Origin of the sequence: Sphingomonas sp. PvP055 (assembly GCF_040546365.1) — a bacterium.
Taxonomy (GTDB): domain Bacteria; phylum Pseudomonadota; class Alphaproteobacteria; order Sphingomonadales; family Sphingomonadaceae; genus Sphingomonas; species Sphingomonas echinoides_A.
On record NZ_JBEPNS010000001.1, the window covers coordinates 531,221 to 557,095 of the forward strand.

A 25,875-nucleotide genomic window follows, 5' to 3' on the forward strand; every position below is an offset into this window, starting at 1 on the left:
CGCACTTCCTCCCGTTCGGGCTGAGCGAAGTCGAAGCCCCCTGCGTCGTGCAAGGCCCTTCGACTTCGCTCAGGGCGAACCGGGGGGGGCGGAGCGCGCTATTGCTTCCGGGAGGGGGCGGGGAGGTTACTTCGCCTCCGCCAGCAGCGCCTTGGCTTCGGCACTCGTCCAGTCCATCCCGCCGGTCGAGCGCCAGACTTCGTGGCCGGTCGAATCGAACAGGATGCTCATCGGCAGGCTCGCCTCATAGGTGACACTCAGCGCGACGTTCTTGTCGAGATAGGGTTTCAGCCGCTTGAACCCGTTCTTGGCGAAATAGGCGTCGATCGTCGGGCGGTCCTTGTCCTGGCTGATCGCGGCGACGGTGATGTCGGCGGCGGCGGCGTCCAGCGTCGGCATTTCCTTGACGCACGGACCGCACCACGTCGCCCACAGATTGACCAGCACCGGCTTGCCCTTGAAGCGCGCGAGCGTCATCGGCTTGCCGTCGGGGCCTTCGAAGCTGACCGACGGCGCGGGATCGCCCTTGTGGGTGCGGTCGATCTTGTCGGCTTTTGGGGCTGCCGCGACCGGCGCGGATGCCGTCGGCGTCGCCTCCGCTTGCCGGTTGCCCGAGACTTGCTTATCGCAACCCGCAACGAGCCCTAGCAGCAGGACCGGGACGATCGCCAAGCGGAACGAAGAGATGGTCGATGCAGACATGAACGAAACATCCAATGCGATGTGGGGCGGGCGCTTTGCCGAGGGTCCGGCTGCGGTCATGCGATCGATAAATGCCTCGATCCCGTTCGACAAGCGCCTGTGGCAGCAGGATGTCGCAGGATCCAAGGCACATGTCGCGATGCTCGGGCAGCAGGGCATCGTCTCGAGCGAGGATGCCGCGACGATTTCGGTGGGGCTCGACACGGTCGCCGCGCATTATGCCCAACACGGCGTGACCGAGGACATGGTCCTCGAGGACATCCACATGCAGACCGAGGCGCGGCTCGCCGAGGCGATCGGGCCGGTGGCGGGACGGCTCCACACCGCACGCTCGCGCAACGATCAGGTTGCGACCGATTTCAAACTGTGGGTGCGGGATGCGATCGACCAGGTCGACGCGGCGCTCGGGAAGTTCCAGGACGCGCTGCTGACGCGCGCGGAGGAGCATGCCGCGAGCGTGATGCCCGGCTTCACGCATCTGCAAAGCGCGCAGCCGGTGACGCTCGGCCATCACCTGATGGCGTATCACGAGATGATCGCGCGCGACCGCAGCCGCTTCGCCGATGCGCGCGCGCGCGGGAACCTGTGCCCGCTCGGCTCGGCGGCGCTTGCCGGAACGGGCTTCCCGATCGATCGCGAAATGACCGCGCAGGCGCTCGGGTTCGACGGGCCGACGCGCAATTCGCTCGATGGGGTGTCGGACCGCGATTTCGCGCTCGATTACCTCACCGCCGCGACGCAATGCTCGCTGCATCTCAGCCGGCTGGCCGAGGAATTCGTGCTGTGGGCGTCGCAGCCGTTCGGCTTCGTCTCGCTGTCGGACCAATGGTCGACCGGCAGCTCGATCATGCCGCAGAAGCGCAACCCGGACGCCGCCGAACTGGTGCGCGGGCACGCAGGGCGGATCCTCGGGTGCATGACCGCGCTGATGGTGACGATGAAGGGCCTGCCGCTCGCCTATTCCAAGGACATGCAGGACGACAAGCCACCGGTGTTCGAGGCGCACGACCTGCTCGAACTATCGATCGCGGCGATGACCGGGATGGTGGCGAGCGCGACCTTCAAGACCGAGCGGATGCGGCAGGTCGCGGAATCGGGTTTCGCGACCGCGACCGATCTGGCCGACTGGCTGGTGCGCGAAGCGGGCGTGCCGTTCCGCGAGGCGCATCACATCACGGGCCAAGCGGTGCGCCGCGCGGAAACGCTGGGCGTGATGCTCGATGCACTGTCGCTTGAGGATCTGCAGGCGATCGATTCGCGCATCGACGCGCGCGTGTTCGACGTGCTGAGCGTCGATGCCTCGGTCGCGAGCCGGACGAGCTTCGGTGGCACCGCCCCCAGCAACGTGCGCGCCGCGGTGGCGGCGGCGCGGGAAGGATCGCATCGATGAAACGCTTGGTAACTGGGTTGGGGGCTGCGCTCCTGCTGTCGGGCTGTGGCGCGTCCTCCGCGCTCAAACCGGCGGAGGGGCAGCCGCTCCCGGTCGCGCCTTATGGGGCCAAGGCGACACCGACACCCACGCAGTTGCTGACCCCCAGCAACCAGGCCCGACCCGAACGCAGCGATGAGCTGCTGAAGAATTCCCAGGAACGGCGCGGCGACGAATTCGACTTGCCCCCGCCCAATTGATCGGCTGATTTCATGGATCATTTTGCTCTCGTCAACGGCGTGATGCACTGCGAGGGCGTGCCGCTGCCGGCGATCGCCGAGGCCGTGGGCTCGCCCGTCTATGTCTATTCGTCCGCGACCTTCCAGCGGCATGCGCGCGTGTTCCGCGAGGGGCTGGCGGCGGCGGGCGACGTCCACCTCGCCTATGCGATCAAGGCCAACCCCAATCTCGCGGTGCTCCGCCTGCTCGCCAATGCGGGGTACGGCGCGGACGTCGTCTCGGGCGGCGAACTCGCGCGCGCGCTGGCGGCGGGGATTCCGGCGGCGGACGTGGTGTTCTCAGGCGTTGGCAAGACGAGCGAGGAGCTGGTCCGCGCGCTCGATTGCGGGCTCGGCCAGTTCAATCTCGAGCTGGAGGAAGAGGGTGTCGTCCTCGCACAGTTCGCGACCGAGCGTGGCGTGACGGCGAATGCGACGATCCGCGTCAATCCGGACGTGGATGCGGGTACGCACGCCAAGATCTCGACCGGCAAGCGCGAGAACAAGTTCGGCGTGCCGATCGACCAGGCACCCGCGATCTTCGGGCGGCTGGCGGGGTTGCCGGGGCTCAATTTGCGCGGGATCGCGGTGCATATCGGCAGCCAGCTGGGCGATCTTGCGCCGATGGAAGCGGCGTATCGGCGGGTCGGCGCGTTGATGGCCGAATTGCGCGGTGCTGGGCATACGATCGACCGGATCGATCTCGGTGGCGGGCTCGGCGTGCCGTATCGCGAGGGGGATGTGTTCCCGAGCCCCGCCGACTTCGGTGCGATGGTCGCACGGGTGACGCGCGACTGGGGCGTCACGCTGATGTTCGAGCCCGGGCGCGTGATCGCGGGCAATGCGGGCGTGCTGCTGACCAAGGTCATCTGGGTCAAGCCCGGCGTCACCAACCCCTATGTCATCGTTGACGCCGCAATGAACGATCTCGCGCGGCCCGCCTTGTACGATGCGTGGCATGATTTCGCGGCGGTGCGCCCGAACGGGCGGCGGATGATGGCCAATATCGCGGGTCCGGTGTGCGAGAGCGGCGACACCTTCGCGATGGGGCGTGACATCGACGAAGTGGTGAGCGGCGACCTCGCGGTGTTCCGCACCGCGGGCGCTTATGGCGCGACGATGGCGAGCACGTACAACAGTCGCGCGCTGGTGCCCGAGGTTCTCGTGGATGGCGATCGCTTCGCGGTGGTCGCGGACCGGATCAACCCCGAGACGATCCTTGCCGCCGAACGCCTGCCCGAATGGCTCAAGCCCGAGGCATGACGCTCCACAGCCTCCCGTTGTTCGTCCGGCTGGCGGGGCGGCCGGTGATGTTGCTCGGCGAGGGCGAACCCGCGGATGCCAAGCGGCGGTTGCTCGAGCGCGCGGGCGCGGTGATCGTCGGCGAGGCGGCGACCGCGTCGCTCGCGATCGTCGCGATCGAGGACGATGCCGAGGCGCGCGGCGCGATCGACCGGCTGAAGGCGCGCGGCGTGCTGGTCAATGCGGTCGACCGGCCCTACGATTGCGACTTCACGCTCCCCGCGATCATCGATCGCAGCCCGGTGCTGATCGCGATCGGGACGGGCGGCGCGTCCGCCGGACTGGCGGCGGCGCTTCGGCAACGGCTCGAGGCGATGCTCCCCGCGACGCTGGGGCCGCTCGCTGACCGGTTGAACGCGATGCGCGGCGCGATCCGGCTGGTGCTGCCCGCGCTGGATGATCGTCGGCGCGCGCTGGGGCGCGCGTTTGCGCAAGGTGGTCCGCTCGATCCGCTGACGGCGGCGCCCGAGGCGGTGCCGGGGTGGCTGGTCGATGCGACCGCCTCGCCCGACCGGCTGGTGACGATCCGGCTGACGTCGGCCGATCCGGATGACCTGACGCTGGGGCAGGCGCGCGCGCTGGCGCTCGCCGACCGGATCTATGCGCCCGCCGCGACGCCGTCTGCGATCCTCGACCGGTCGCGTGCGGATGCGGTGCGGATCGTGTCCGAAGTGCCGCCGATCGCGCAAGACGCGGGGCTGACGATTTGGATGCAGCTGCCGTGAGCGGGTTTGCCTACCGGGTCGCGAATGCGAAGGCCGAGCGGCTCGACATCAAGGCGGCTATGGACGCGACCGGCGAGCTGATCTGGGTCCACCTGATGAGCAATAACGAGCAGGCGCAAAGCTGGCTCAGCGAGACCGCCGGCTTGCCCGACTATGTCGTCGACGTCCTGACCACGACCGAATCGCGCCCGCGCTGCGATGCGTTGGGCGAGGGCGCGTTCCTCAATCTGCGCGGACGATCGAACGAGGAGATGACGACGTCGGACCCGCTCGCGTCGGTGCGGATCTACGCGCTGGCGGGGCGGGTGTTTTCGGTGACGCGACGCACGCTGACCGCGGTGGACGACGTGGTGAAGGCGGTCGAGGGCGGGACGATCGCCGACCCAGGCGACCTGATCGCGGAGTTCGCCAGCGCGATCACCGAGGAGCTCGACCCCGAAGTGGGCGAACTGGGCGATCAGCTCGACGATTGCGAGGCGGATCTCGACGCGGACAAGGTGTTCGAACTGCGCCGCAAGGTGACCAAGGTGCGGAGCACCGCGATCGGCTATCGCCGCTTCGTCCAGCCGCAGCGCGCCGCGCTCGAGAAGCTGGCGGCGTTGCCGTGCGACTGGTTGCACGACGACGACCGGCTGCACCTGACGTCGGCCGCCGATCGTGCCGCGCGGATGGCGGAAGAATTGGAGGCGATCCGCGAACGCTCCGCGCTGATGCACGAGGCGCTGACCGATCTGCGCGCGGAACAGATCGATTCGCGCTCGCTGCTGATTTCGATCGTGGCGCTCATTTTTCTGCCGCTGACGTTCCTGACCGGGCTGTACGGGATGAACGTCGAGGGGTTGCCGTTCGCCAAGGAGCCGTGGGCGTTCGACGTGATCGGCGGCGTGTGCATCGCGATCACGGTAGGGATCATCGGCTATTTCAGCGCGAAACGGTGGTTCGGGTAGCGGGGCTGCCCTTCCTGCGCCGGCCCTACGCCGCGCGCACGGTGCGCCAGGCCTGGCCGATCTCGTCGAGCGTGTCCGCGACGTCGCGGAACGGGGCGGGATCGTTGCCGACCGCGGCGTTGACGACCGTCATCCGCGTGCCCGCATACAGCCGGGCGAGCGCAGGGGCGACCGTGCCGCCATTGTCGAAATCGAGCCCGGCTTCCAGCGCGAACAGGATCGCGGTGGCGCGCGTCACCTTGTCGCTCTTCATCTTGTAATTGTTGTTCTCCGCGGCCCAGGCGGCGCCGCGCAACGCGCGGATCGCCTGGTCGTAGAGCAACTGGACCAGCGCGGGACCGTCGGCCTCGGCGGTCTGGCCGGCGACTTCGATTTGGCGATAGGTCGCTTCCGGGTTGCGGCCGAAGGGGGAGGCGTAGGCGACGGTCATTGGCCCGACTTGTTCCACTGGTCGATCTGGTTCTGGAGCTGCGTCTGGGTCGCCTTGTACGCGGCGACCTTCGCGTCCGAGGCGGCATATTGCTTGGTCAGTCGCTCTTGATAGGCGGCGGTGTCGGACGTGACCTTTTCCTCGGCGGCGCTGACCTTGGTCTTGGCGGCGGTGTAGAGCGCGGTACTGGCGACGAGGCCGGTCGTTTCGGTCCGGCCGTTGATGACGACCTTGTTGCTGACCGCCGCGGTCGAGATCGCGCTGAGCGCCGCCGCGATCCCGCCGCCGGATGCGCCGGTGCCATCGGCAAACAGCGCCTCGACCGCGTCGGGGGTCTTGGTGAGGGCGGTGGTGAGCTGGGTCTGGTCGACGCTCAACGTGCCGTCCTTGTTGGTCTTGACTCCGATTGCCGCGAGCGTGCCGGGCGCGCCCGCCGCGCCGCCGGTGGTGAGCGGGGTGAGCGTCAGCCCGCGCAGCGAACGGAGCAGGTTGGTCGCGTTGTAATCGTTCTTGAGCGGACCGGAAGGCGACGTCGGTCTCGGTCTTCAACTCCGCGAGCATTTGGTTGTAGGTGTCGACGAAATCGGTGACCGCCTGGGTGAGGCCCGCGGTCGGGGTCGAACTGCCGAGCACGACCGGTTTGCCCGCCGTCGTGACGCTGGAAAGCGTCAGCTTCACGCCGTCGACCAGATCGCTGATCGTGTTGCTCGAGCGTTCGACCGGGGTGCCGTTGAGCGAGAGCTTGGCATTGCCCGCGGCGGCGGTGATGGTGCTTGCGGGGGCACTGCCGCCGACGTTGAGCTGCGCAAGCCCGGTCGAATCCCCGCTGAGCGTGAACGCCTTGTCGGTGCCGGTGGGGCCTTTCAACGACAGACGGGCCTTGCCGTCGGTATCGGTGATGATCGTCGCGGAAACGCCGCTGTTCGCCGCGTTGATCGCCTTGGCGATGCCGTCGAGCGTGTTGTTGGTCGAATCGATCGTGACTTTGATGGGCGTGGCGCTGGTGGTGAAGCCGGAGACCGCCGCGTCCTTGGCGGTGCCGAGCGTCAGCGTCAGCGTGCCGGAGCCGACGGTCGCGCTGCGGCTGTCGAACTTGGTCGTGCTCGTCGTCGTCTGCGCGGTGGCGAGCTGCGTCACCTCGACGAACGCCGACAGCCCCGAGAGTTTGGCGCCCGACAGCGCGCTGGCTGTCAGGATGCTGGTATCGCTGCTGGTCGGCTGGGTCTGGAGGCTGCCGCCCTTGACCAGCGTGTTGAGCCCTGAGGAGAAACTGGTGATCGCGCTCTGCACCTTAGCCACCGACGAGATCTGCGCGGTGAGCGTGGTATCCTGCTTGGTGAGCTGGAGGTTCTTGGACGCGAACTGCGCCTGGACGAGCGAGGCGACGAGGCTGGCGGTATCGACGCCCGACCCCGCGTTGAGCGAGTTGAGCAGCGACTGGCCGATCGTGGTCGATCCGGTCGTGGCGGTCGTCGTCGTCATGCGGTCGGTCCCGTCGCTTGGTCTGAATGGTAGAACGGCTGGGGCGGGGGAAACTTTAGGGGTTTTTCGCAGCCGAAGGTGGGCTTACGCCGTCTTCACGCCATTCTCGTCGAAGCGCGCGGTTTCAGGGACGAAGATCGGCGGCGGCAGGCCACCCGCCTCGGCGTTGAGGCCGAACACGAACGCCAGCACCGTCGCCAGCGCGACATACAGGTCGTCGCGCACTTCCTGCCCCTCGCGGCTGGTGTAATAGACCGCGCGGGCGAGTGCGGGATATTCGAGCACTGGGATCCGCGTTTCCGCACCCAGTTCGCGGATCGCGAGCGCCACCACGCCGCGGCCCTTGGCAACGACGACCGGCACCTGATCGTTCTCGCGATCGTAACGCAGCGCGACCGCGAAGTGCGTCGGGTTGGTGAGGATCACGTGCGCCTCCGCTACGCTGCTGCGCATGCTGCGCATCGACATCTCGCGCTGGCGCTGGCGGAGAGCGCCCTTGGCTTCGGGCGAGCCTTCGGTTTCCTTGTTTTCGTCGCGGATCGCCTGTTTTGACATGCGCAGCTTGCTGAGGCGCTGGAACAGCTGGAGCGGGACGTCGATCCCGGCGATCGCGACCATGCCGAACGCCATGGTGAACAACACGGTGAGGAACGTCCCCGTCAACGTGGCGACCGCGGTGCTGAAGCTGCTCGACGACAGGCCCATCGACATGTGCGCGACCTGCCCCAGGAGATACCAGCCGATGCTGCCGAGCAACGCGACCTTGAGCAGCGCCTTGCCGAGTTCGATCCACCCCTGCGGCCCGAAAATGCGCTTCAATCCGGATGCGGGGTTGATCCGCGATGCCTTGGGCGCGAGCAGCGAGGCGTTGAAGCCGAGATAGCCGAGCCCCGCCTGGCTGAGGATCGCCGCTACGAAGCTGATCGCGAGTAAGGAAATCAGCGCTGGCGCGATCTTCCAACCGCTTTGCGCAAGCGGGCGGAACGGGTCGAAATCCTCGATGTCGCGGTGGTCGAACGAGAAGCTCGCCGCCATGATCTCCTTGCACGCACCGACCAGCGACGGCCCCATCAGCGCGAGCCAGGCCATGCCGGCGAGCATGACGAGCGCGGTGGCGAACTCCCGGGATTTGAGGATGTCGCCCTTTTCGACTGCGTCGCGCTTGCGCTTCGCGGTTGGGGCTTCTGTCCGTTCGCCGCCTTCCTCCGACATCAGCCGAGCACCAGCTTCTGCGCGGCGGCGAGGCCTTCCTGGACGATCACCAGCATGTAATCCCCCATCGTCGGGAACGCCATGGCGAGCGCGATGACGCCGACCGCGAGGCTGGCGGGCATGCCGACCGCGAACAGGTTGAGCGACGGGGCCGAGCGCGAGATCATCCCCACGATCAGATTGAGGCACAACAGCAGGAACCCGACCGGCAGCGCGAGCAGGAGTCCTGCGAGGAAGGTATAGCCGCCGAACAAGGCGATGTTCTCGAGCTGCGCGGGCTTGAGCCACGCTGCGCCGGGGGGCAGCGCGTCATAGGATCTGACGATCATCTCGACGAGGACGAGGTGGCCGTTGACGCTCAGGAACAGCAGCGTCAGCATCATCGTGAAGAACTGGCCGAGCGCGGGGGTGGACTTGCCGTTCTGCGGGTCGATCGCGGACGCGAAGCCGATCCCCATCGACGTACCGATCAATTCGCTCGCGAGTGCGGGCGCAGCGAAGGCGATTTGCAGGATGAAACCGATCGCGAGGCCAACGAGCGCCTCGGCTGCGACCGCGAGGATCGTTGCGAGCGCGAAGATGTGCTCGGGCGGGGTGATGGTCCGCGACCCGAGCACGAGCACGCCGATCGCCCCTGACAGCGAGACGCGCACGACCAGCGGGATCGACACCGCGCTGAATACGGGGGCCGCGATGAACGCCGCGCTGATCCGGACCATCACGAAGATCAACGCCCACATCTGGGGCTCGATCGAGAGGCCGAGGCCTAGCGGGCCCATGCGCGATGCCCTTCCAAAGCGGGTATCCCGAACGTGGCCAGGCTCTTGCGCAACCCTTGCCGTTCTCCTGCGAAAGCAGGAGTCCAAGAGTCCCGCGAACCAACGGCGGTTGGTCCGCGCAGCTCTGGGTTCCTGCCTTCGCAGGAACACGGCGAGGGGCATGCGTGCATTTTAGCGCACCAGATCCGGGATCCGCTCGAAGATGCCGATCGTGAAATCGCTCAGCAGCCCAATGATCAGCGATCCGAACACCAGCAGCGAAATGCCGACGACGATCAGCTTCGGCACAAACGACAAGGTCTGCTCGTTGATCGACGTCGCCGCCTGAATCATGCCGGTCAGCAGCCCCGCGAGCAACGCGGGGATCAGGATCGGCGCGGAGGCGAGTGCGAGCACCCACATCGTCTGATGCGCGACCGTGAGGAAATATTCCGCATCCATCGAATCAGCTCACGAACGAATTGGCGAGCGACCCCATCGTCAGCGCCCAGCCGTCGACGAGGACGAACAGCAGCAGCTTGAACGGGAGCGAGATGATCGTCGGCGACAGCATCATCATGCCGAGCGACATCAGCACCGTCGCGACGACGAGATCGATCACGATGAAGGGGAGGAAGACCAGGAAACCGATCTGGAATGCGGTCTTGAGCTCGCTGGTCACATACGCGGGGAGCAGCACCGAGAAGGGGATGTCCGCGGCATTCTGGTACGGTCCGCTCTTGGCGATCCCGGCGAACAGCGTGATGTCCTTCTTGCGCGTCTGCTTCGCCATGAAGGCGTGCAAGGGAACGCCGCCCGCCTTGATCATGTCGGTCGCGCCGATCCGGCTCTCGGAATAGGGCTGAATCGCGACCGCGTTGATCTGGCTGATGACGGGCGCCATGATAAAGAACGACAGGAACAGCGACAGGCCGACCAGCACCTGGTTGGGCGGGGTCTGCTGAAGCCCCAATGCCTGGCGCAGGATCGACAGTACGATGATGATCCGCGTGAAGCTCGTCATCATCAGCAGGATGCCGGGGAGGATCGTCAGCAGCCCCATGACGATGAGCAACTGAAGGCTGAGCGACAGCGGCGCATTGCCGCCGCCGAGATCCTTCAGCGCACGATCCGCCGCGTCACCGACGCCGGGCGCGGGGGCAACGGGTGTGGCCGCTGCGGCGGCGGTCTGGGCGAGCGCGGGATGCGCCAGGACGACCGCGAACAGGATCGCGAGCGCCACGAGCAGCAGCTTGCGCCAGTCGAAACGAACGCTCGTGATCACGCCGACGGCCCTCCGCGATCGACCAGCGTGATCCCGGTGCGGCTGACCGAGACCAGTAGCCGACGCCCTTCGAAATCGAGCACCGCGAGCCGCACGGTCGGCGAGATCATCATCGTCTCGGTGACCTTGAGCAGACGGTTGGCAGGCTGCCCGGGCATCCGCGCCTCGAACCGACGCCACAGATACAGGCAACCGATCATCAACCCGCAGACCAGCGGGAGCAGGATGACGAGCTTCAGGACATAGGACCACATCATCGCGCGTCAGGCCCGCTTCTCAGGGGAAACCAGTTCGGTCATGCGCACGCCGAAGCGATCGCCGACCATCACGACTTCGCCGCGACCGATCAGCGTGCCGTTGACGAGCACGTCGAGCAGTTCGTTTGCCTGACGGTCGAGCTCGATCACGCTGGTTTCGCCAAGCGCGAGCAGTTCGCGCAGCGTCAGCGAGGTCGAGCCGATCTCGACCGTGAGTTTGACATCGACATCCTGCAACAGGCGGAAGTTCGCCGCGAGGCTGGCATCGAGCGGGAAGCCGCTCGACGGGGTTGAACTCATGTCGCTCATTGCAGATTGCCCCTGAAGTCGCTGTCGATGTCGTAACAAATCATGTTGAGCTTGATCGCGGCCTTGCCGTTCGACGTGCCAACGGTGCCAAGCGCGAGCCGGTCGCCACCGACCATCACGGGCACGTCCGACCCGACGTTGATCGGGATGACGTCGCCTTCCTTCAGCCCCATCAGCAGGCTGAGCGAGACCATCGGTTCGGCAAGGACCGAGCGGATCGGGAAGCGCACGTCCATCACCGCGCGAGTGAGGCCGTTGCGCCAGCTCGGGTCGGGCTCGGCGGTCTTGCCGTGGACCTTTCCGGTCAGCGACGGGCCGTGCGGCTTCAACGCGGAGACCGGGTAGAGCAGGTCGAGGAACACCGGCTTGGCGGTATCGACCGCGATGCCGAAGCGCGTGATGACCAGCGCATCGTCCGCATCGAGATCCGCGAGCATCGCGGGGTTGAGCTCGAGATGCCCCGCAGTGAACGTCAGGCGGGCGAGCGGTTCCCACGCGGCGCGCATCGGCTCGGCGAGCAGCTTGCCGAGTTGCGTCACCATCACTTCGGCGGCGGGGGTGAATTCGGCGGGGAGTTGCGCCGGGGCGTGCCCCGTGCCGCCGAAGAACAGGTCGAGCAGTTCGAGCACGAACCGTCCGTCGAGCACCGCGAGCGCCTGGCCCGCGGGTGCGCCGCCGAGCGCCATTGCCATCGGCAGCCACGCGGTCAGCCCGTCGGGGCGTTCCGCGCGGTAATCGGCGAGCCGCTGGACGACGAGCGGCTCGGCCCAGGTGCGGCATTCGCGGCGCAGCAACGGCTCGAACACCCCGCGCACCCCGCGCGCGAGCCGCGCCGACAGATGCTGGACGGTGTGCAGATCGCCGAACGGATTGAGGTTGGTGGCCCCGAGCGCGACGTGCTGCGCGCTCCCGCCAGCACCCGCACCCCGTGCCCGTCCGCGGCGTTCGTCCGCCGTTGCTGATGCCTCGTTAACCATGCGTCACTGAACAACAAAACTGGTAAAGTAAACGTTACCGACTCCCCCAAATCCTTCTTTTTCTTTGAGTGTATCGTTGATTGCCTTGGCGACCCGACGCTCCAGCTGGCGCTTGCCCTCGCTGGTGAAGACCTGTTCCTCGGTGGTGTCGCCAAGCGCCATCAGGATCGACGAGCGCACCGCGATCTCGTTGGTCTTGATGTTCTCGATCACCGAATCGTCATACGGCGTCGACACCGCGACCCCGACCTGGACGAAATGGACGCTGTCCTGCAGGTTGGAGGTGAACTCCTTTTCCATCGCGTAGTAGTTGGACGCGTATTTGTCTCCGCCGGTGCCGATCGGCGGCTTGTTGCCCGCGGTGGCATGGCCCTCACCGCCCTCGCCACCTTCACCGACGCGCTTCTGCTCGCTCTTGGGGACGAGACGTGGGCCTTCGGGTTCGGAATGCTTGCCGCCGCCGCCGATCAGCCCGGCGTTAACCGCGAACAGCGTGCCGCCGACACCGCCGCCGACCAGCGCCAGCAGCCCGACGACGATCAGGATGATCTTCATCATTCCGCCCTTCTTCTTTTTCTTGGCCTTCTCTTCGACGATCTCACTCATGGTCTGCTTCCTTGGGGGTTAGGCGAGGCGCTGGTCCTCGGGGGTTTCGGCGTCGCGCTGCGCCCGCGCAGCCGCGCGGGGCGGCTGGTGCGGGGCGTTGGGGCGCGACTGGGACTGGTTCTGGGATTGGGGCTGGCCCTGTCCCTGCGCCGCAGATTGCGACGCGCTTGGGTTGGCGTCGGTCGCGACGCTGGACCCTGCGATCCGCACGCCGCGTTCGGCGGCGAGTTCGGTCAGGCGCGGCTGCGCATCGGCGATCAGCGCGCGTGTCGCCTCATGTTCGGCGGTGAAGCTGACATGGATTCGCTCGCCGACCTGCCGCACCGCGACGTCGACGCTGCCGAGCGCATCGGGGACCAGCCGGATCCGCGTGTCGCGCGAATCGACGTCGTCGCGGAGCACTTCGATATGGTCGATCATCCGCTGCATGCCGCTGTCCTGCGTGAGGTCGAGCGGGGCACGCTGCGCGTCGCCGGTGGGTTGGACTGGCGTCGTGCCGCCAAGACCGATCGCGGTGGCGAGGCCGATCGGCGGCGTGGGGGCTGCGGGATCGGTCCGCTCGGCGGCGGGGCGGTCTCGCCACGTCGCGGCGGTTGCGAGCGCGGCGGCGAAGACCTGCCCGGCGGGTTGCGGCGTGTTCATGACGGCGATCGGCGGCGCGACGCTTCGCTCGAGCCGGACCGGCGCGATGTCATTGCGTGCAGGAGCGTCGGACGTCGTGGGGGCGGCATGCCCGGCCACCGGCGTGAGGATCGTCGCGGTGGCGCGCGCGGATGTCGCCGGGAATTGCGCCGACGCTGCGTTGGCGGCGGGCGGTTGCGGTGCGTTGGACGCGCCGTGCGCGTTCGCGGTCGGTGCCACCTGTGGTGCGGCTTCGGGCACCGCTCCTACGACGGTAGGGGCCAACGCCGTCTCCGCGCTGGCGTCGCGCACTGGATTGGGGAGCGCCCCGAGCGCGGTGAGGATGGCACGGTCCGGCGGCAGCGGGCGTGATGCACGCATCGTAGCGGGTAGCGTCGGGCTCGCCGTGTCTTGCGGGCCTGGCAGGGCGGTCGCCCGTTCTTGCGGGACTGGCGGCGGTGCACTGGCCGGTGCGAAAGGCGCCAGATCACGGACCGGGCTGTCGATCAGCGGCGTCGCCGGGGCGGGGTCGACGCTGGTGTGCGTTGGCAGGGGCGCGCGCGTCGGCATCGCTGACGTCGCGACGGCGCGCGTGGCGATGGCAGCTGGGGCGCCAGCCACATGCTCGATCGCCGTTTCTACGACCGGACCGGGCGAGTCCTTCTTCCCGTCCGCATCGCTGGTGCGGTCGTGGTGGGACATAGCGATCGGCAGTGTCGTAGGTGCGCTGGCGAGCAGGTCGAGCGCCGACGGCGCGGGCAAGGGATCGGGAGTCGCCGGGTCGGACAGCACCGATCCCGAGTCAGTCTCCTCGGCGGGGGCATCCGTGGTCGGGATCGCGCTCGCGTCGCGCGCGGCCTTGGCGGCGACGGGCGTCGCAAGCTGTGCGGCGGCACGCTCGAGCGCGGTGCGCAACGATATTGGGGGGCGGGGCGGGGACGCCGGCGCGACGACGGTCGCGCGCCATGCCGGGTTGGCGAGAAGCTGGAGCGCGGGTTCGGCAGGCACCGCGTTGCCGTCGTCGGCAAGCGCTTGCCGGTCGATCATGCCGGTTGCCAGCAGCTTGCCAGTTGGCAAGGGTCCTACCAAGCCCAGAACAGGGAGCGGCAGCGCGGGATCGGGCGGCACGGTGACGGTGGCGGGTGCGGCGGCGGGCATGGTGACCGGTGTCGTCCCTGCCAGCATGTCCCCCAGCGTCTGCGCGAACTGTCCCGCCATGCCGGGCGCGCCCGTCACCGACACCGGTGCAGCGGGTGCAAGCGATGATGCTGCCGTGGCAGTCGGGAACAGCAGGGTGGTCAGGTCGGTCATGCAGGCATCCAGCGGGGCCGGAAGCGGCACCCGTCAGCGGTTCAGCAAGGATCGTGCCGGATCACGCGGGTCGGCGGCATTGCTTCCATCTCGCGCAATTCCTTGAGCGCGGCCTCGGCATCCGCGCGCGCAATCAGTTTCTCGATCGCGCTTTGGTCGCGGCGCGCCTCGCGGGTCGCCTCGACGGCACGCGCGGCGACGGCGTTCGCCGCGCGCAAACGCCCCTCGGCGGCTTCGGCAGAGCGGTGAAGGCGTTCGCGGAAATGCGCGGCGGCCCCAAGCGCGGACGCGCCGATCGGGGCGACCGTGGGTGCGACATTCTCGGACAGCTGGACGATGCGGCCGTGGAGCGTCGTCTCGGCGTGTGCCTTGTCGCGCGCGCGGGCTTCGTCGGCCTGGACGAGCCCCAGTTGCAGCGTACGGACGCGGAGCAGCCGGTCGAGCTTGGACTTAGGCATCGCCGAACACGCCGATCAGTTCGAGCGCAGCATCGGGGAGCGAGACGGTCTCGTCGGGGTCCTGCTTGATGTATTCGAGCACCGCCGGGTGGCACGCGATTGCGGCGTCGATCGCTGGGTCCGCGCCCGAGCGATACGCGCCCATCAGCACGAGATCGCGATTCTCCTCATAGGTCGCGAGGTGACGTCGCAGCACGCGCGCGGCGCGCTGGTGCGGCTTGTCGACGATGTCGGTCATCACGCGGCTGACCGAGGGACCGATGTCGATCGCGGGATAGACCCCGCGTTCGGCCAATTGCCGCGACAGCACGATGTGCCCGTCGAGGATCGAGCGCGCGCTGTCGACGACCGGATCGTTGCCGTCGTCGCCATCCGCGAGCACGGTATAGATCGCGGTGATCGACCCGCCGCTATGCACGTCGACGCCCGCGCGTTCGATGAGGTTGGGGAGCATCGCGATCGCGGACGGCGGATAGCCGCGCGCCGAGGCTGGCTCGCCCAGCGCCAAGCCGATCTCGCGCCCGGCGTGCGCGACGCGGGTGAGCGAGTCCATGATGAGCAGGACCTTCTTGCCCTCGGCGCGAAACGCCTCGGCGATCGCGTGGGTGCGCAACGCGCCGCGGATGCGGAGAACGGGCGAATGGTTGGCCGGTACCGCGACGACGACCGAGCGCGCGCGCGCCGCGCCCGCGACTTTGGTTTCGAGGAAGTCGGCGACTTCGCGGCTACGCTCGCCGATCAGCCCGATGACGATCACGTCTGCCTGTGCTGCGCGGACGATCATCCCGAGCAGCACCGACTTGCCGACGCCCGAACCCGCCATGATCCCGATCCGCTGGCCCTGGCCGACGGTAAGCAACCCATTGATCGCGCGGACGCCGACATCGAGCGGTTCGAGCACGCGCCCGCGATCGAGCGGCGACTGCATCTTCCCCGCGAGCGGCCAGCGCCCGGCACCCCGGATCGGGCCAAGCCCGTCGATCGGGTTGCCGGTGCCATCGACCACGCGCCCGAGCATCGCCGCGCCGACCTCCGCCTCGCCCGGCGCGCCACGCGGACGGACCGGGGCTTGCGGGAGCAAGGCGGCGGGGCCGCCTAAGTTCATCAAGAGGGTGCGGCCATTGCGGAAGCCGATCACCTCGGCCTCGACCGCGGCACGGGAATCGCCGACCTGGCAGACGGTCCCGACCGGGACAGTGAGGCCGACGGCCTCCATCAACAGGCCGTCGAACGAAGCCAGACGGCCCGAGACCTTGGGGCGGGGCGCGAAATCCGGGAGGCCGAGGGCTTCGAGATAATCGCCGGTGAAGCGGTTCAGCATGGCGTGGCCTCTTGGGCAGGCGAGGCTTCGCCTCCGCTCAGCTCGCACGGATGGAGGGGGGCGTGCACCATCAGTGCGTCGGCACCGCAACGCGGTCGATCGCCGCACCGAGCTGTTCGATCCACAGTTCCGGCCCGTCCTCGACGATCGTCGAGGCGCTTTCCAGAACGAACGACCCGCGCGCAACCGCCGCATCGCCCACCGCAAAGACTTGCTTGGGCAACTTGCCCTCCAGCAGCGTGACGTCCGCCGGATTCACGCGCAGCATCGCCGATTCCGCGCCGTCACTGAGCAGCTCTGCCGCCGAATCGATCCGTCGTGCCAGCAGTTCGGGCGAAATCCCGACGTCGCCGACGATTTGCGTGACGAGGAACATCACGGTCTGGCGCAACCGGCGTGCGGTTGCCTCGCGGTCGAAGCGTTCGCCCGCCTGGAGCGCGGCGGCGAGCTCCGTCAGCAGCCGATGGTCGCGTTCGACGTTCGCGGCCACCTCTGCGAGCGCCGCGTCCATGCCCTCGGCATAACCCGCAGCATGCGCGGCGACGACCGGGTCGACGAACGGCGTCGTAGGCGTTGCATCCGCGTCGAACGGATCCCAGCCCTCGGTCGGGTTCACATCGCGGTCGGCGGGGGAAAAGTGGCGTGGTCCCTCGGGCCGGACCGCGAAGGCGACCGGGCCGTGACCGCCGGCGCGTTCGCGCAGGTCAGCGGCGGCGAAGCCCCCGACGCGTGGGGCGAAGGCGGCCTTGAGCGCATCCGCAATCCCTTGGCTGCGCGGCGAGAAGCCCGCGACGAACTCAGACATAATCGTCCTCCCCGCCACCCATCTGGATCGTGCCGTCCTTGGCGAGATTGCGCGCGATCTGGATGATGATCTTCTGTGCATCGAGCACTTCGGAAAGCTTCATCGGCCCGCGCGATTCCATCTCGTCGCGGATGCCGTCGGCGGCGCGGCTCGACATGCAGCCGAGGAAGCGCGCGCGAATGCTTTCGTCGACGCCCTTCAAGGCGCGCGTCAGCACGTCGCTGTCGATGTTGCGGATCAGCGTGCCCAGATTCTTGTCGTCGAGCTCGAGCAGATTGTCGAACACGAACATCGCTTCCTCGATCGCCTTGGCGACGTCGCGGTCGATCTTGAACAATTTGGGCATGACGCGGAGTTCGGTCGCCTTGCGCCCGCTCGACAGGATCTTCGCGGCGTCCTTGGTGCCGCCGAGCGTGACGCCCGCCTGCGCCTTGCCGGTGCTGGTGCGGTTGGCGAGCATGGTCTTGAGCGTCTCGACCGCCTCGGGCGTGATCGGCCCAAGCCGTGCGAGCCGGTGGAGGATGTCGGGCTGGACCGCATCGGGCATCAGTTCGAGCACCTGCGCGCCGATCGCGGGGTCGAGATTGGCGATCAGGACTGCGGCGATCTGGGGATGTTCCTTCTCGATCATCGACGCGATCTCGCCAGCGTCGAGCCAGTCGAGCAGGTCGAGCTGGCAGGCGTCCTCGGCGGGGACGATCCGCGCAAGCACGCTGTCGGCCTTTTCCTGGCCCAGCGCGCGGGTCATCACCGCCTCGATCCGCGGGCGCGGGTCGAAGCCGATCGCGGTGCGCTCGCGCGCATGGCCGACGAAATCGTCGAGCACGTCGGCGACTTCGGCCTCGCTCACGTCCGCGACCGCGAACATCGCCTTGCCGAGCTGGCGGACTTCCTCTGGATCGAGCTTCTGCAGGATTGCGGCAGCCTCTTCCTCGCCCACGAGCATCATCAGCACCGCGGCGCGCTCGACCCCGGTATAGCTGCGGACAGCAGGGGTCATGACTTGATCATGTCGCGCACGGCGAGCGCAGCGCGCGCGGGGTTGTCGCGGGTAAAGCCACGGACCATCCCGATCCGCTCGTCATAGCTGCGCGCGCCTTCGAGCGCGTCGATCGTGACGGGCGCGCCGGTCTGCGGTGCGGCGAGGCCACCGCCCTGCGCTTCGCCGAGCAGGTCGCGCGGGAGGCCGTTCTGGCTTGCGGCGGTATCCTCGCCCTTCTTCTTGCCGATCGCCTTGACCAGCGGGCGGACGCCGAGGAACAGCACCAGCAGCGCGACGACGATTGCGGTGAGGTTGCGCGCCACCACAGGGAGCCAGCCCGCTTCGTACCACGGCTGCTTGTCGTCGAGTGCCGAGGCACCAGCAAACTTGCGGCTGATGACGGTGACGACGTCGCCACGCGGCTGGTTGTAGCCGACCGCGCTTTGCACCAACTGCGTGATCTGCTGGATTTCCACCGTGCCGCGCGGCTTGCCGGTTTCGGGGTCGCGCAGCAGGACCGCGACCGAGAGATGCGTGATCGCGCCGGGGGCGGTGCGGCTGACCGACACTTCCTTGCCGAGATCGTAAGCGCGCGAATATTGGTCGCTGGCCTTGAGGGCATCGCTGACTGCACCCGCTGCGGCGGCTGCGGGCCCCGTAGCGGCAGCTGGCGCGGTTGCGCCTGGCGCACCCGGGGCACCGGGCGTCGGCGCGGGTTGTGGTGTCGTCAGCGTCGAAGCTGGCGGCGGGGTGTTCGACAGCGCGCCGGGGATGCCGCCGGGGGCCTGCCCGCCGTCCTTGCCGTTGCTGGTCCACTGGCCCTGCTCGACACGCAGCGCGCCAGCTTTGTCGTAGCTTTCCTTGGTCGCCTGCGTCTCGTTGAGGTCGACGTCGGCCTGGACTTCGGCGGTGAAATTGCCCGCGCCGACCAACGGGGTCAGCAACTGGACGATCTGCGCACGGTACTTTTCCTCGACGCGGCGCTGGAACGCGATGCGTTCGTCGGTCGCGGCGCTGATCGCGCTTTCGTTCGCGCCCTTGGTGAGCAAGCCGCCCATCTGGTCGACGATCGTGACGTTCTCGGGCTTCATCCCCGGGACCGAGGAGGCGACGAGGTTGACGATCGAGGAGACCTGCGCATCGCCCAGACTGCGTCCGGGCTGGAGCTTGACGATCACCGAGGCGGACGGCGCGGCATTGTCGCGCACGAATACCGAGGCTTCGGGCGTCGCGAGATGGACGCGCGCCTCGGCGATCGCGTCGATTTCCTGGATCGAGCGCGCGAGTTCGGTTTCGCGGGCCTGCCGTAGGCGTTCGCCCTCGACCGCGCGCGACACGCCCATCGGGAGGTTGTCGAGGATCTGGTATCCACCGGGGGCCGCCTTGGGGAGGCCCTGGCCCGCGAGGAGGATACGCGCGCGGGAGAAGTCTTCCTCGTTGACGGTCACTGCGCCGGTCGAATCGTCGATGTGCGACTTGATGTTGGCGGTGGTCAGTGCGGTCGTGACCGAGCCCTTGTCGGCGTCGGACAGCCCCGAGAACAGGGTCTTTTGCGTCGGCGTCGCGAGCATCATCCACGCGGCAGCCGCGGTGGCGAGCAGGCCGACGAGCAGCACCATCGGCAGGCTGCGGCGGACCGCAGGCTGCGCTAGCAGGCCCTGCATCTGTGCGAGCGGATTGGCAAAGCGCTCGGGCACGAGCGAGGCGACGGTGGCGGGCAGTTGCGGCTGCGGCGAAGGGGTGAGGGCGTTGCTCATGTCAGACCGGCATGCTCATGATGTCCTTGTAGGCGGACAGGAGTTTGTTGCGGACCTGCAGCGTCGCCTCGAACCCGACGGACGCCTGCTGGCGCGCGAGCATCACCTTGGCGATGTCGACGGTCTCGCCGCGCTCATAACTTTCGCTGAGCTTGGCGGCCTGCGACTGGCCTTGGTTGACGTTCTCCAGCGCGGTTTGCATCGACTGGGCAAAGCTGGCGGGCTTTGTTTCGGTGACCGGTGCCGCGGCCGGCGTCGCGCTGGCGCGGGCAAGCGCTTGGTTGCGTTCGAGAATCTGCGCGCGGAGCGCCATGACGCGGTCGATCCCGCCCGCGCCGCCGATGCCACCGACGCTCATGCCGACACCGCGGTGCGGTCATGCGCGCGGATGATGTCGTCGCCTTGTTCTCGCGCCTTGGCCAATCGGTAACGCAAGGTGCGCTCCGAAATGCCGAGCCGCTTGGCGGTCTCGATCCGGCTGCCGTTGCACGCGGCGAGCGTTTCGCGGATCGCCTGGAATTCGTGCATCTGGACGATGTTGCCGAGTGTCGCTGGCGCTTCCGACGCGTTGACCGCGATCGTCGCGCGTGCGCTGGGGCGATCGAACACGATGTGCTCGGGCAGGATCGTGTCGCCGCCCGCGAACAGCAGCGCACGCTGGAGGACGTTCTCGAGCTCGCGGACGTTGCCGGGCCAGTCGTGCTGCGACAGCAACTCGATCGCCTCGGCGCATGGCCAGGGGATCGTCGTGCGGTTGCCGGCATGGCGGAGGATCAGCGTCGCGACGAGCGCGGGAATGTCCTGCACGCGGTCGGCGAGCGGCTTGGTGGTGAGCGGGAAGACCGACAGGCGATAATAGAGATCGGCGCGGAAGCGGCCCGCGGCGACTTCGTCCTGCAAGTCGCGGTTGGCGCTTGCGATGATGCGGACGTCGATCGGCTGCGGCGTGGTCGCGCCGATCGGAACGATCTCGCGCTCTTGCAGTGCGCGGAGCAGCTTGGACTGGAGCAGCAGCGGCATCTCGGCGATTTCGTCGAGCAGCAGCGTGCCGCCGTCGGCCGCACGGAAGAAGCCGTCGCCCCCCGACGAGGCGCCGGTGAAGGAGCCCTTCTGGTGGCCGAACAGCAACGCCTCGAGCATTGTCTCGGGGAGGGCGGCGCAGTTGATCGCGATGAACGGCTTGGCGGCGCGGTTGGACTTCAGGTGGATCGAGCGCGCGAGCACTTCCTTGCCGGTGCCGGTCGGGCCGTTGATCAGCACCGTGATGTCGGCGGCGGCGACGCGGTCGGCGAGCGTGTGGAGCGCGAGGCTCTCGGGGTCGGCGGCGGTCGGCATGTCCGAATCGGCGAGCAATGCGCGGACGAAGCCTGCGCCGACCGCTGCGTCGGTTTCGTCATAGGAGACATAGGCCGGGCTGCCGTCGCGCGACGGCATGATCATCCGCCCTTCGTTGCCGAGGACGACGGTGCGCGCCGAGACCGGCGGGGTTTCCCCGGCCGCGACGAGGTAGAACTCGCCCGGCGCGCGCTTGCCGTCTTGATACGAGCCGATCGTGAAGCCCTGCGCGCGCAGGCACGAGACCAGCGCGTAATGCTGGCGAAGAATGGCAGCCGATGGAACGATGGATCGCATGGAAATCCCCTTGTCGATTCGGGGAATGCGGCCTCCGTAGTAAATTCCGCGTTAAATCGGGCATCAACCCGGCAATTTTTTTCCGCTTTGCCGCCCGATAGTTGGCGGCAGGAACGCAGCGTCGAAAAAATATCGGTTGGCGCTTAAAGCCGGGACGGAACGGTCGTTACCTGGGATGGCGGCTCGGCTCTCCGATAGGGGGCGGCGGGATTGCCGGACCTTCCTGGAGACCATCAATGACCGTTATCGGAACCAACGTCGCGGCGCTCAAGGCGAGCAACTCGTCGAACGCCGCAAACAGCGCGCTGCAGACCAGCATCGAGCGTCTGTCGACCGGCAAGCGCATCAACTCGGCCAAGGACGATGCCGCCGGTCTGGCGATCGCTTCGTCGTTCACGTCGCAGATCAAGGGCCAGAACCAGGCGATCCGCAACGCCAACGACGGTATCGCGCTGGCGCAGACCGCCGATAGCGCGCTTGGCGAAGTAACCAATATTTTGCAACGTGTTCGCGAACTGGCGGTTCAGTCTGCCTCCGGAACCTATCAGGACAGCGACCGAACCAATCTGCAGGCTGAAGTCACCGAATTACAGAAGCAACTTACCAAAATTGTTGCGACCAACTACAATAACGTACCACTCTTCAGCAACAGCGGCACGAGCATCAGCATCCAGACCGGTTCCAGTTCGGGCGATCAGGTAAGCCTGAATATCGGTGGTCTCAACCTGACGGGAGTCAGTGGTACGCCGGGTGGCGCCGTACCCGCGGGTCTCGGCCCCATCGTTGCAGCAACCAACGACTCGCGGTTGGGCCAGAATCACGTCGTGACGGCTGAAGACGTTGCTTACGGAGCCAATTTCGGTGGCGCAGCCGTCGTTACAACTGCGCAGATCGGTACTACCAAAGTCCTCGCAACCGGCGATAAATTCTATGTTCCGGCGCAACCTGGTGACTCCGTAAGCGGTGGTGTTTCGGTTTCCTCCGTCTCGGCAGCAACGTCTGCCCTCACGGCGCTCGACAGTGCCTTGAGTGCGGTCAATACGACTCGCGCCTCGCTCGGTGCAGGCCAGAGCCGTCTCGCTTCGGTCGTCAACACGCTGACCTCGAGCGTCGCCAACCTGACCGACGCGAAGAGCCGGATCGAAGACGTCGATTTCTCGACCGAGACGACCAGCCTCGCCAAGGCGCAGATCCTCAGCCAGGCGTCGACCGCGCTGCTCGCTCAGGCGAACCAGTCGCAGCAGGGCGTGCTGAAGCTGCTCGGCTAAACCGACCGGTCCCGTCGCCCGTCCCCCTATCCTGGGTGACGGGGCCGACCGGGCCACCCCCCGCCTTTCCTTATTGGGCAGCACCGTGCGGGGGGCGGTCTCGAAGTACCCCGGTGGTCGCGTGCGCGACCGCCGGGGTTTTTTGCGTGTGCCGACTTCGCGTAGATCAGCGCGGGCGCTTGATCTCGAACAGGCTCGGCCAGTTCTTGCCCGTTACGTACAGTCGGTGCGCGACGCGGTCGTAGGCGATGCCGTTGGGGACCGAATCGCGGTCGGCCAGCGCGACCTTGGCGATCAGGGGGGATACGTCGATCACCCCGACCACACGCCCGTTGGCGGGGTCGATCCGCGCGATATACGGCGTCATCCAGATATTGGCGTAGATCTGTCCGTCGACATATTCGAGCTCGTTGAGCTGCTGCACCGGGCGGCCGTTGGCGGTGACGGTGAGGCGCCGCACGACCTTCTGCGTCGACGGGTCGAGGAAGCGCAGCACCGGCGTCCCGTCCGACAGGATGATGTTGCGACCGTCGTCGGTCATCGCCCAGCCTTCGCCGGTGTAGCGGAAGCCGCCGGTGCGCTTGAGGCCCGGGAGGCTCCATTTGAAGCCCTGGCCGCCATGCCAGGTCACGCTGAGCAACTGGTTGCGCCACGCGACGATGCCCTCGCCGAACAGCTGCGGCGCGAGTTTCACGCTTGCAAGCACGCGCCCGGTCTTGAGGTCGACGCGGCGGATGTCGGACTGGCCCTCGCGCCCCGTGCTTTCGTACAGCGTGCCGCGATCGATCAGCAGCCCTTCGGTGAAGGCGCGCGGATCGTGCGGGTAAGTCGCGACGATCTCGGCTTGCGCGACGGGGAGCGGTGCAGGTTGTGCGGGCGCGGGGACGGCTTGCCACGACCAGGCGGCGGCAAGGAGCAGGGAGGCGATCATAAGCTACGAACCAATCGGACGGCGGTTGCGATCCACGGTGGATCGGTGACGACTTGCTGGCGGGTGCCGGGACCGATCGGTAGCAGATGCAGCCGGGCGCCGTCGTGGCCGATCATCCGGCCGAACAGGAACCGTCCGGCCGGGCGCGGTACCAGCACGTCGCGATTGAGCGCGCGGGTGAACTGGTCGGGGGCCAGCCGCGCGCACCAGATTTCGTCCCCGGCGCGGTAATCGCCGATGCTCGCGATGACGGTGACCGCGATATGCTCCGGGGTCGCGACCGGCGGCGCGACGGTCGCGGTGCGGCGCGGGGCATAGGCGCCCTCGGGGTCGAGCACCGCGGCAACCGGAATGTTGGGCTGGTCGGGCAAGCGCACGAGATCGGCGGCGCGCACCCCCAGCGCATCGGCGATGCGGTTGAGCCAGCCGACCGACACCGTCCGCGTTCCGGTTTCGAGCCGCCCGATCGTCTGCGCGGTGGTTGGCGGCACACAGGCGCGCGCGACGTCGTCGAGCGTCATGCCCTTGGCACGGCGGACTTCGCGGATGGCGGTGATCATACGCGATTCTTCCTGCCCGAGAAAACCAGATGGGTTTGTCTCTGTCCTACAGACCCGCCCTCATGGCAATCCCGTTGCCGACTCGAAGGGGACCAGGGCGATGCGAGACTTGGTGGAACGCGGCTTCGATGCGCGGGGAATCGTTTCCGGTGAGCGGGGCCGGGGCGGGGGGCGTGGGCGGACCGTTACGGTCAACCTCGCGGAATCGCCGCTCGGTTGGCTGCGCTCGCGCGGACTGGTCGATGCGCGGCAATTCGAGGCTGGGGAGCGGTTGCGAGCGGATTACGAACGCGCCGCGCTCGCGCCGTCGGTGACGATGCGCTGGGCGGCGCGAGTCGATGGCGGCGGCGGCGGTGCGCTCGACCCGACGACCGCGCAAATCGCGGCGAAGCGCCGGTTCGATGCGGCGCTCGATGGGGCCGGGCGGGGCCTTTGCGACGTGCTGTGGCGCGTGATCTGCGCGGGCGAGGGGGTGCCGGACGCTGAACGGGCGCTCGGCTGGCCGCAGCGGAGCGGACGCGTGGTGCTGACGCTCGCGCTGGATCGGCTGGCGGATCATTATGGCCTGGCGTGACGGCGCGTGCCGCTCGCATGGGGCCACGGAAGCGGCTATGGCGGCGGGCATGCAGTTCGACATTCTCAAATGCCACGGTTCGGGCAATGATTTTCCGCTGATCGACGCGCGCGCGATCGACCTGGACGACACCGCTTGGGCGCAGGTCGCGATCGCGCTGGCGGACCGGGCAGGAAGCGTCGGCGGGGACGGGATCCTGCTGCTGGCGAACCGGCAGGATGGCTATCCATTTGAAATGCGGATGTTCAATTCGGATGGTAGTGAGTCCGAGACGTGCCTCAACGGGTTGCGGTGCGTGGCGCGCGCGGGGTTCGAGGCGCTCGGGATCACGGCGGCGCGGGTCGGGCTCAAGCAATCCGCGGCGGACGTTTCGCGCGATCCGGCGCTTGCGCCTGGCGTCTTTACCGTGCGCGAAGTGGCGGGGCCGGCGGATCTCGACGTGACGCGTTGGCCGCTGCAGGCGGGGATGGCGCGAATCGTCGATACGCCGGTGCCGCCGCTTGGCAGCGCCCGGCGGTTCACTGCGGTGGCGATGCCCAATCCGCATCTGGTGACCTTCGTCGGGACGATCGACGAGGCCGAACTCGTTGATTTGGGGACGATGTGCGAAGCGGCGCCCGACTGGCTGCCCAACCGCGCCAACGTCTCGTTCGTCGAGGTGCGCGATACGACGACGCTGTTCGTCCGGACCTTCGAGCGCGGGATCGGGCTGACCGACAGTTGCGGGAGCGCGATGGCGGCATCCACCTTCGCCGCGTGCCTGACCGCGCGGTGCGGCTATGACACGGAGATCACGGTGTTAAATCGGGGTGGCATGGTGCGGGCCGAGGCGAGTGCCGCGGGCATGGTGCGGCTGTCGGGCAATGCGACGTTCGAATGGCGCGGCACGGTCGACGTCGACTTGGCCAGCGCGACCGCCGGGCCGGTGACGATCACGCGCCGCTATGACGATGAAATCGCGGCATGGGATGCGGTGCGCGCGGGCTTGCGGTGAGGCGAAAGGCGGAAATGTCCGG

29 protein-coding genes and 1 pseudogene are annotated in these 25,875 nt (G+C 67.8%); 8 read left to right on the forward strand and 22 right to left on the reverse strand.

All coding sequences use genetic code 11. The features are described 5' to 3' along the window. Window positions 1-126: 126 nt before the first annotated feature. Entirely contained in the window at window positions 127-702 is a 576-nt protein-coding gene (locus ABIC16_RS02650; protein WP_277970533.1) for a TlpA family protein disulfide reductase, read from the reverse strand. Window positions 703-721: 19 nt separating this feature from the next. On the opposite strand from ABIC16_RS02650, the gene argH reads away from it, so the two are divergent. The 5 genes from argH to ABIC16_RS02675 are packed head-to-tail and all read left to right on the forward strand — an operon-like array spanning window position 722 to window position 5,323. Beyond that, the gene (gene argH, locus ABIC16_RS02655; RefSeq protein ID WP_354292241.1) at window positions 722-2,092 is read left to right on the forward strand and encodes an argininosuccinate lyase; all 1,371 of its coding nucleotides are present in this window, start codon (window positions 722-724) and stop codon (window positions 2,090-2,092) included. Beyond that, the gene (locus tag ABIC16_RS02660; RefSeq protein ID WP_277970532.1) at window positions 2,089-2,331 is read left to right on the forward strand and encodes a hypothetical protein; all 243 of its coding nucleotides are present in this window, start codon (window positions 2,089-2,091) and stop codon (window positions 2,329-2,331) included. The genes argH and ABIC16_RS02660 overlap by 4 nt, the downstream gene beginning before the upstream one ends. A 12-nt stretch (window positions 2,332-2,343) precedes the next feature. Further along, window positions 2,344-3,612: a diaminopimelate decarboxylase gene (lysA, locus tag ABIC16_RS02665; protein ID WP_354289946.1), complete on the forward strand. Its 1,269-nt coding sequence runs from the start codon at window positions 2,344-2,346 to the stop codon at window positions 3,610-3,612. Further along, window positions 3,609-4,376: a precorrin-2 dehydrogenase/sirohydrochlorin ferrochelatase family protein gene (locus ABIC16_RS02670; protein ID WP_354289947.1), complete on the forward strand. Its 768-nt coding sequence runs from the start codon at window positions 3,609-3,611 to the stop codon at window positions 4,374-4,376. The genes lysA and ABIC16_RS02670 overlap by 4 nt, the downstream gene beginning before the upstream one ends. Then, window positions 4,373-5,323 carry a zinc transporter ZntB gene (locus ABIC16_RS02675; RefSeq protein ID WP_277970529.1) on the forward strand — a complete coding sequence of 317 codons (951 nt, stop codon included), beginning with the start codon at window positions 4,373-4,375 and terminating at the stop codon, window positions 5,321-5,323. Before ABIC16_RS02670 ends, ABIC16_RS02675 begins: the two co-directional genes overlap by 4 nt. Before the next feature lie 25 nt (window positions 5,324-5,348). Here ABIC16_RS02675 and ABIC16_RS02680 read toward each other — a convergent pair whose 3' ends face one another. The 19 genes and pseudogenes from ABIC16_RS02680 to ABIC16_RS02765 all read right to left on the reverse strand — a co-directional run bounded on the left by ABIC16_RS02680 (window position 5,349) and on the right by ABIC16_RS02765 (window position 21,526). Beyond that, on the reverse strand, window positions 5,349-5,753 hold the full coding sequence (locus ABIC16_RS02680) for a flagellar export chaperone FliS (RefSeq protein WP_354289948.1): 405 nt from the start codon (window positions 5,751-5,753) through the stop codon (window positions 5,349-5,351). Beyond that, window positions 5,750-6,241, reverse strand: a complete 492-nt coding sequence (fliD, locus tag ABIC16_RS21150; protein ID WP_502958337.1) for a flagellar filament capping protein FliD — start codon at window positions 6,239-6,241, stop codon at window positions 5,750-5,752. The genes ABIC16_RS02680 and fliD (ABIC16_RS21150) overlap by 4 nt, the downstream gene beginning before the upstream one ends. 103 nt (window positions 6,242-6,344) lie before the next feature. Next, window positions 6,345-7,235 (reverse strand): annotated as a pseudogene (gene fliD / locus ABIC16_RS21155) (flagellar filament capping protein FliD); the annotation flags it as partial. Window positions 7,236-7,319: 84 nt separating this feature from the next. Next, a complete protein-coding gene (locus ABIC16_RS02690; RefSeq protein ID WP_354289949.1) occupies window positions 7,320-8,447 on the reverse strand; it encodes an EscU/YscU/HrcU family type III secretion system export apparatus switch protein in 1,128 nt (375 codons plus the stop codon). Beyond that, window positions 8,447-9,226 (reverse strand): flagellar biosynthetic protein FliR, encoded by a 780-nt coding sequence (fliR, locus tag ABIC16_RS02695; protein WP_354289950.1) that lies wholly within the window; start codon window positions 9,224-9,226, stop codon window positions 8,447-8,449. Before fliR ends, ABIC16_RS02690 begins: the two co-directional genes overlap by 1 nt. Before the next feature lie 171 nt (window positions 9,227-9,397). Next, the gene (locus ABIC16_RS02700) at window positions 9,398-9,667 is read right to left on the reverse strand and encodes a flagellar biosynthetic protein FliQ (RefSeq protein WP_277970524.1); all 270 of its coding nucleotides are present in this window, start codon (window positions 9,665-9,667) and stop codon (window positions 9,398-9,400) included. Window positions 9,668-9,671: 4 nt separating this feature from the next. After that, a complete protein-coding gene (fliP, locus tag ABIC16_RS02705; protein WP_354289951.1) occupies window positions 9,672-10,490 on the reverse strand; it encodes a flagellar type III secretion system pore protein FliP in 819 nt (272 codons plus the stop codon). Next, complete coding sequence (locus tag ABIC16_RS02710; RefSeq protein ID WP_277970522.1) at window positions 10,487-10,747, reverse strand: FliO/MopB family protein; 261 nt, start codon at window positions 10,745-10,747, stop codon at window positions 10,487-10,489. Before ABIC16_RS02710 ends, fliP begins: the two co-directional genes overlap by 4 nt. Before the next feature lie 6 nt (window positions 10,748-10,753). Next, a complete protein-coding gene (gene fliN, locus ABIC16_RS02715; protein ID WP_010161280.1) occupies window positions 10,754-11,056 on the reverse strand; it encodes a flagellar motor switch protein FliN in 303 nt (100 codons plus the stop codon). After that, window positions 11,053-12,033: a flagellar motor switch protein FliM gene (locus tag ABIC16_RS02720; protein WP_354289952.1), complete on the reverse strand. Its 981-nt coding sequence runs from the start codon at window positions 12,031-12,033 to the stop codon at window positions 11,053-11,055. The genes fliN and ABIC16_RS02720 overlap by 4 nt, the downstream gene beginning before the upstream one ends. 3 nt (window positions 12,034-12,036) lie before the next feature. Continuing rightward, the gene (locus ABIC16_RS02725; RefSeq protein ID WP_354289953.1) at window positions 12,037-12,639 is read right to left on the reverse strand and encodes a flagellar basal body-associated FliL family protein; all 603 of its coding nucleotides are present in this window, start codon (window positions 12,637-12,639) and stop codon (window positions 12,037-12,039) included. Between the two features lie 18 nt (window positions 12,640-12,657). Beyond that, window positions 12,658-14,571 carry a flagellar hook-length control protein FliK gene (locus tag ABIC16_RS02730; protein ID WP_354289954.1) on the reverse strand — a complete coding sequence of 638 codons (1,914 nt, stop codon included), beginning with the start codon at window positions 14,569-14,571 and terminating at the stop codon, window positions 12,658-12,660. 41 nt (window positions 14,572-14,612) lie between these two features. Continuing rightward, on the reverse strand, window positions 14,613-15,029 hold the full coding sequence (locus ABIC16_RS02735) for a hypothetical protein (RefSeq protein WP_354289955.1): 417 nt from the start codon (window positions 15,027-15,029) through the stop codon (window positions 14,613-14,615). Continuing rightward, window positions 15,022-16,350, reverse strand: coding sequence for a FliI/YscN family ATPase (locus tag ABIC16_RS02740; RefSeq protein WP_354289956.1), 1,329 nt, complete (start codon window positions 16,348-16,350; stop codon window positions 15,022-15,024). Before ABIC16_RS02740 ends, ABIC16_RS02735 begins: the two co-directional genes overlap by 8 nt. Window positions 16,351-16,420: 70 nt before the next feature. Further along, window positions 16,421-17,155 carry a FliH/SctL family protein gene (locus ABIC16_RS02745; RefSeq protein ID WP_354289957.1) on the reverse strand — a complete coding sequence of 245 codons (735 nt, stop codon included), beginning with the start codon at window positions 17,153-17,155 and terminating at the stop codon, window positions 16,421-16,423. After that, window positions 17,148-18,155, reverse strand: a complete 1,008-nt coding sequence (fliG, locus tag ABIC16_RS02750) for a flagellar motor switch protein FliG (protein WP_277970515.1) — start codon at window positions 18,153-18,155, stop codon at window positions 17,148-17,150. The genes ABIC16_RS02745 and fliG overlap by 8 nt, the downstream gene beginning before the upstream one ends. Continuing rightward, window positions 18,152-19,894, reverse strand: coding sequence for a flagellar basal-body MS-ring/collar protein FliF (fliF, locus tag ABIC16_RS02755; RefSeq protein WP_277970514.1), 1,743 nt, complete (start codon window positions 19,892-19,894; stop codon window positions 18,152-18,154). Before fliF ends, fliG begins: the two co-directional genes overlap by 4 nt. 1 nt (window position 19,895) lies before the next feature. Beyond that, window positions 19,896-20,252 (reverse strand): flagellar hook-basal body complex protein FliE, encoded by a 357-nt coding sequence (fliE, locus tag ABIC16_RS02760; RefSeq protein ID WP_277970513.1) that lies wholly within the window; start codon window positions 20,250-20,252, stop codon window positions 19,896-19,898. Beyond that, a complete protein-coding gene (locus ABIC16_RS02765) occupies window positions 20,249-21,526 on the reverse strand; it encodes a sigma-54 interaction domain-containing protein (protein ID WP_354289958.1) in 1,278 nt (425 codons plus the stop codon). Before ABIC16_RS02765 ends, fliE begins: the two co-directional genes overlap by 4 nt. A gap of 236 nt (window positions 21,527-21,762) precedes the next feature. Here ABIC16_RS02765 and ABIC16_RS02770 point away from each other — a divergent pair, with 236 nt between their 5' ends. Further along, window positions 21,763-22,794 carry a flagellin N-terminal helical domain-containing protein gene (locus ABIC16_RS02770; protein WP_354289959.1) on the forward strand — a complete coding sequence of 344 codons (1,032 nt, stop codon included), beginning with the start codon at window positions 21,763-21,765 and terminating at the stop codon, window positions 22,792-22,794. 166 nt (window positions 22,795-22,960) lie between these two features. Here the strand turns inward: ABIC16_RS02770 and ABIC16_RS02775 are convergent, their stop codons facing one another. Both ABIC16_RS02775 and ABIC16_RS02780 read right to left on the reverse strand, forming a co-directional pair. Beyond that, the gene (locus tag ABIC16_RS02775; RefSeq protein WP_277970510.1) at window positions 22,961-23,725 is read right to left on the reverse strand and encodes a glutaminyl-peptide cyclotransferase; all 765 of its coding nucleotides are present in this window, start codon (window positions 23,723-23,725) and stop codon (window positions 22,961-22,963) included. After that, complete coding sequence (locus tag ABIC16_RS02780; protein ID WP_354289960.1) at window positions 23,722-24,285, reverse strand: helix-turn-helix domain-containing protein; 564 nt, start codon at window positions 24,283-24,285, stop codon at window positions 23,722-23,724. The genes ABIC16_RS02775 and ABIC16_RS02780 overlap by 4 nt, the downstream gene beginning before the upstream one ends. A gap of 100 nt (window positions 24,286-24,385) precedes the next feature. On the opposite strand from ABIC16_RS02780, the gene ABIC16_RS02785 reads away from it, so the two are divergent. Then, window positions 24,386-24,859, forward strand: coding sequence for a DUF6456 domain-containing protein (locus ABIC16_RS02785; RefSeq protein WP_354289961.1), 474 nt, complete (start codon window positions 24,386-24,388; stop codon window positions 24,857-24,859). Between the two features lie 49 nt (window positions 24,860-24,908). Then, window positions 24,909-25,853: a diaminopimelate epimerase gene (gene dapF / locus ABIC16_RS02790; protein ID WP_354289962.1), complete on the forward strand. Its 945-nt coding sequence runs from the start codon at window positions 24,909-24,911 to the stop codon at window positions 25,851-25,853. The last annotated feature ends 22 nt before the right edge of the window (window positions 25,854-25,875 follow it).

Excerpts from the sequence above, each read along its gene's own strand:
- ABIC16_RS02660 (WP_277970532.1), top strand. The coding sequence starts at position 2,089 with ATGAAACGCTTGGTAACTGGGTTGGGGGCTGCGCTCCTGCTGTCGGGC.
- ABIC16_RS02770 (WP_354289959.1), top strand. The coding sequence starts at position 21,763 with ATGACCGTTATCGGAACCAACGTCGCGGCGCTCAAGGCGAGCAACTCG.
- ABIC16_RS02650 (WP_277970533.1), bottom strand. The coding sequence starts at position 702 with ATGTCTGCATCGACCATCTCTTCGTTCCGCTTGGCGATCGTCCCGGTC.
- fliR (WP_354289950.1), bottom strand. The coding sequence starts at position 9,226 with ATGGGCCCGCTAGGCCTCGGCCTCTCGATCGAGCCCCAGATGTGGGCG.
- ABIC16_RS02700 (WP_277970524.1), bottom strand. The coding sequence starts at position 9,667 with ATGGATGCGGAATATTTCCTCACGGTCGCGCATCAGACGATGTGGGTG.
- ABIC16_RS02670 (WP_354289947.1), top strand. The coding sequence starts at position 3,609 with ATGACGCTCCACAGCCTCCCGTTGTTCGTCCGGCTGGCGGGGCGGCCG.
- ABIC16_RS02740 (WP_354289956.1), bottom strand. The coding sequence starts at position 16,350 with ATGCTGAACCGCTTCACCGGCGATTATCTCGAAGCCCTCGGCCTCCCG.
- ABIC16_RS02680 (WP_354289948.1), bottom strand. The coding sequence starts at position 5,753 with ATGACCGTCGCCTACGCCTCCCCCTTCGGCCGCAACCCGGAAGCGACC.
- ABIC16_RS02735 (WP_354289955.1), bottom strand. The coding sequence starts at position 15,029 with ATGCCTAAGTCCAAGCTCGACCGGCTGCTCCGCGTCCGTACGCTGCAA.
- fliF (WP_277970514.1), bottom strand. The coding sequence starts at position 19,894 with ATGAGCAACGCCCTCACCCCTTCGCCGCAGCCGCAACTGCCCGCCACC.
- ABIC16_RS02775 (WP_277970510.1), bottom strand. The coding sequence starts at position 23,725 with ATGATCGCCTCCCTGCTCCTTGCCGCCGCCTGGTCGTGGCAAGCCGTC.
- dapF (WP_354289962.1), top strand. The coding sequence starts at position 24,909 with ATGCAGTTCGACATTCTCAAATGCCACGGTTCGGGCAATGATTTTCCG.
- fliN (WP_010161280.1), bottom strand. The coding sequence starts at position 11,056 with ATGAGCGACATGAGTTCAACCCCGTCGAGCGGCTTCCCGCTCGATGCC.
- ABIC16_RS02720 (WP_354289952.1), bottom strand. The coding sequence starts at position 12,033 with ATGGTTAACGAGGCATCAGCAACGGCGGACGAACGCCGCGGACGGGCA.
- fliE (WP_277970513.1), bottom strand. The coding sequence starts at position 20,252 with ATGAGCGTCGGTGGCATCGGCGGCGCGGGCGGGATCGACCGCGTCATG.
- ABIC16_RS02765 (WP_354289958.1), bottom strand. The coding sequence starts at position 21,526 with ATGCGATCCATCGTTCCATCGGCTGCCATTCTTCGCCAGCATTACGCG.
- ABIC16_RS02690 (WP_354289949.1), bottom strand. The coding sequence starts at position 8,447 with ATGTCGGAGGAAGGCGGCGAACGGACAGAAGCCCCAACCGCGAAGCGC.
- argH (WP_354292241.1), top strand. The coding sequence starts at position 722 with ATGTGGGGCGGGCGCTTTGCCGAGGGTCCGGCTGCGGTCATGCGATCG.
- ABIC16_RS02785 (WP_354289961.1), top strand. The coding sequence starts at position 24,386 with ATGCGAGACTTGGTGGAACGCGGCTTCGATGCGCGGGGAATCGTTTCC.
- ABIC16_RS02725 (WP_354289953.1), bottom strand. The coding sequence starts at position 12,639 with ATGAGTGAGATCGTCGAAGAGAAGGCCAAGAAAAAGAAGAAGGGCGGA.
- lysA (WP_354289946.1), top strand. The coding sequence starts at position 2,344 with ATGGATCATTTTGCTCTCGTCAACGGCGTGATGCACTGCGAGGGCGTG.
- ABIC16_RS02780 (WP_354289960.1), bottom strand. The coding sequence starts at position 24,285 with ATGATCACCGCCATCCGCGAAGTCCGCCGTGCCAAGGGCATGACGCTC.
- ABIC16_RS02710 (WP_277970522.1), bottom strand. The coding sequence starts at position 10,747 with ATGATGTGGTCCTATGTCCTGAAGCTCGTCATCCTGCTCCCGCTGGTC.
- fliG (WP_277970515.1), bottom strand. The coding sequence starts at position 18,155 with ATGACCCCTGCTGTCCGCAGCTATACCGGGGTCGAGCGCGCCGCGGTG.
- ABIC16_RS02745 (WP_354289957.1), bottom strand. The coding sequence starts at position 17,155 with ATGTCTGAGTTCGTCGCGGGCTTCTCGCCGCGCAGCCAAGGGATTGCG.
- ABIC16_RS02730 (WP_354289954.1), bottom strand. The coding sequence starts at position 14,571 with ATGACCGACCTGACCACCCTGCTGTTCCCGACTGCCACGGCAGCATCA.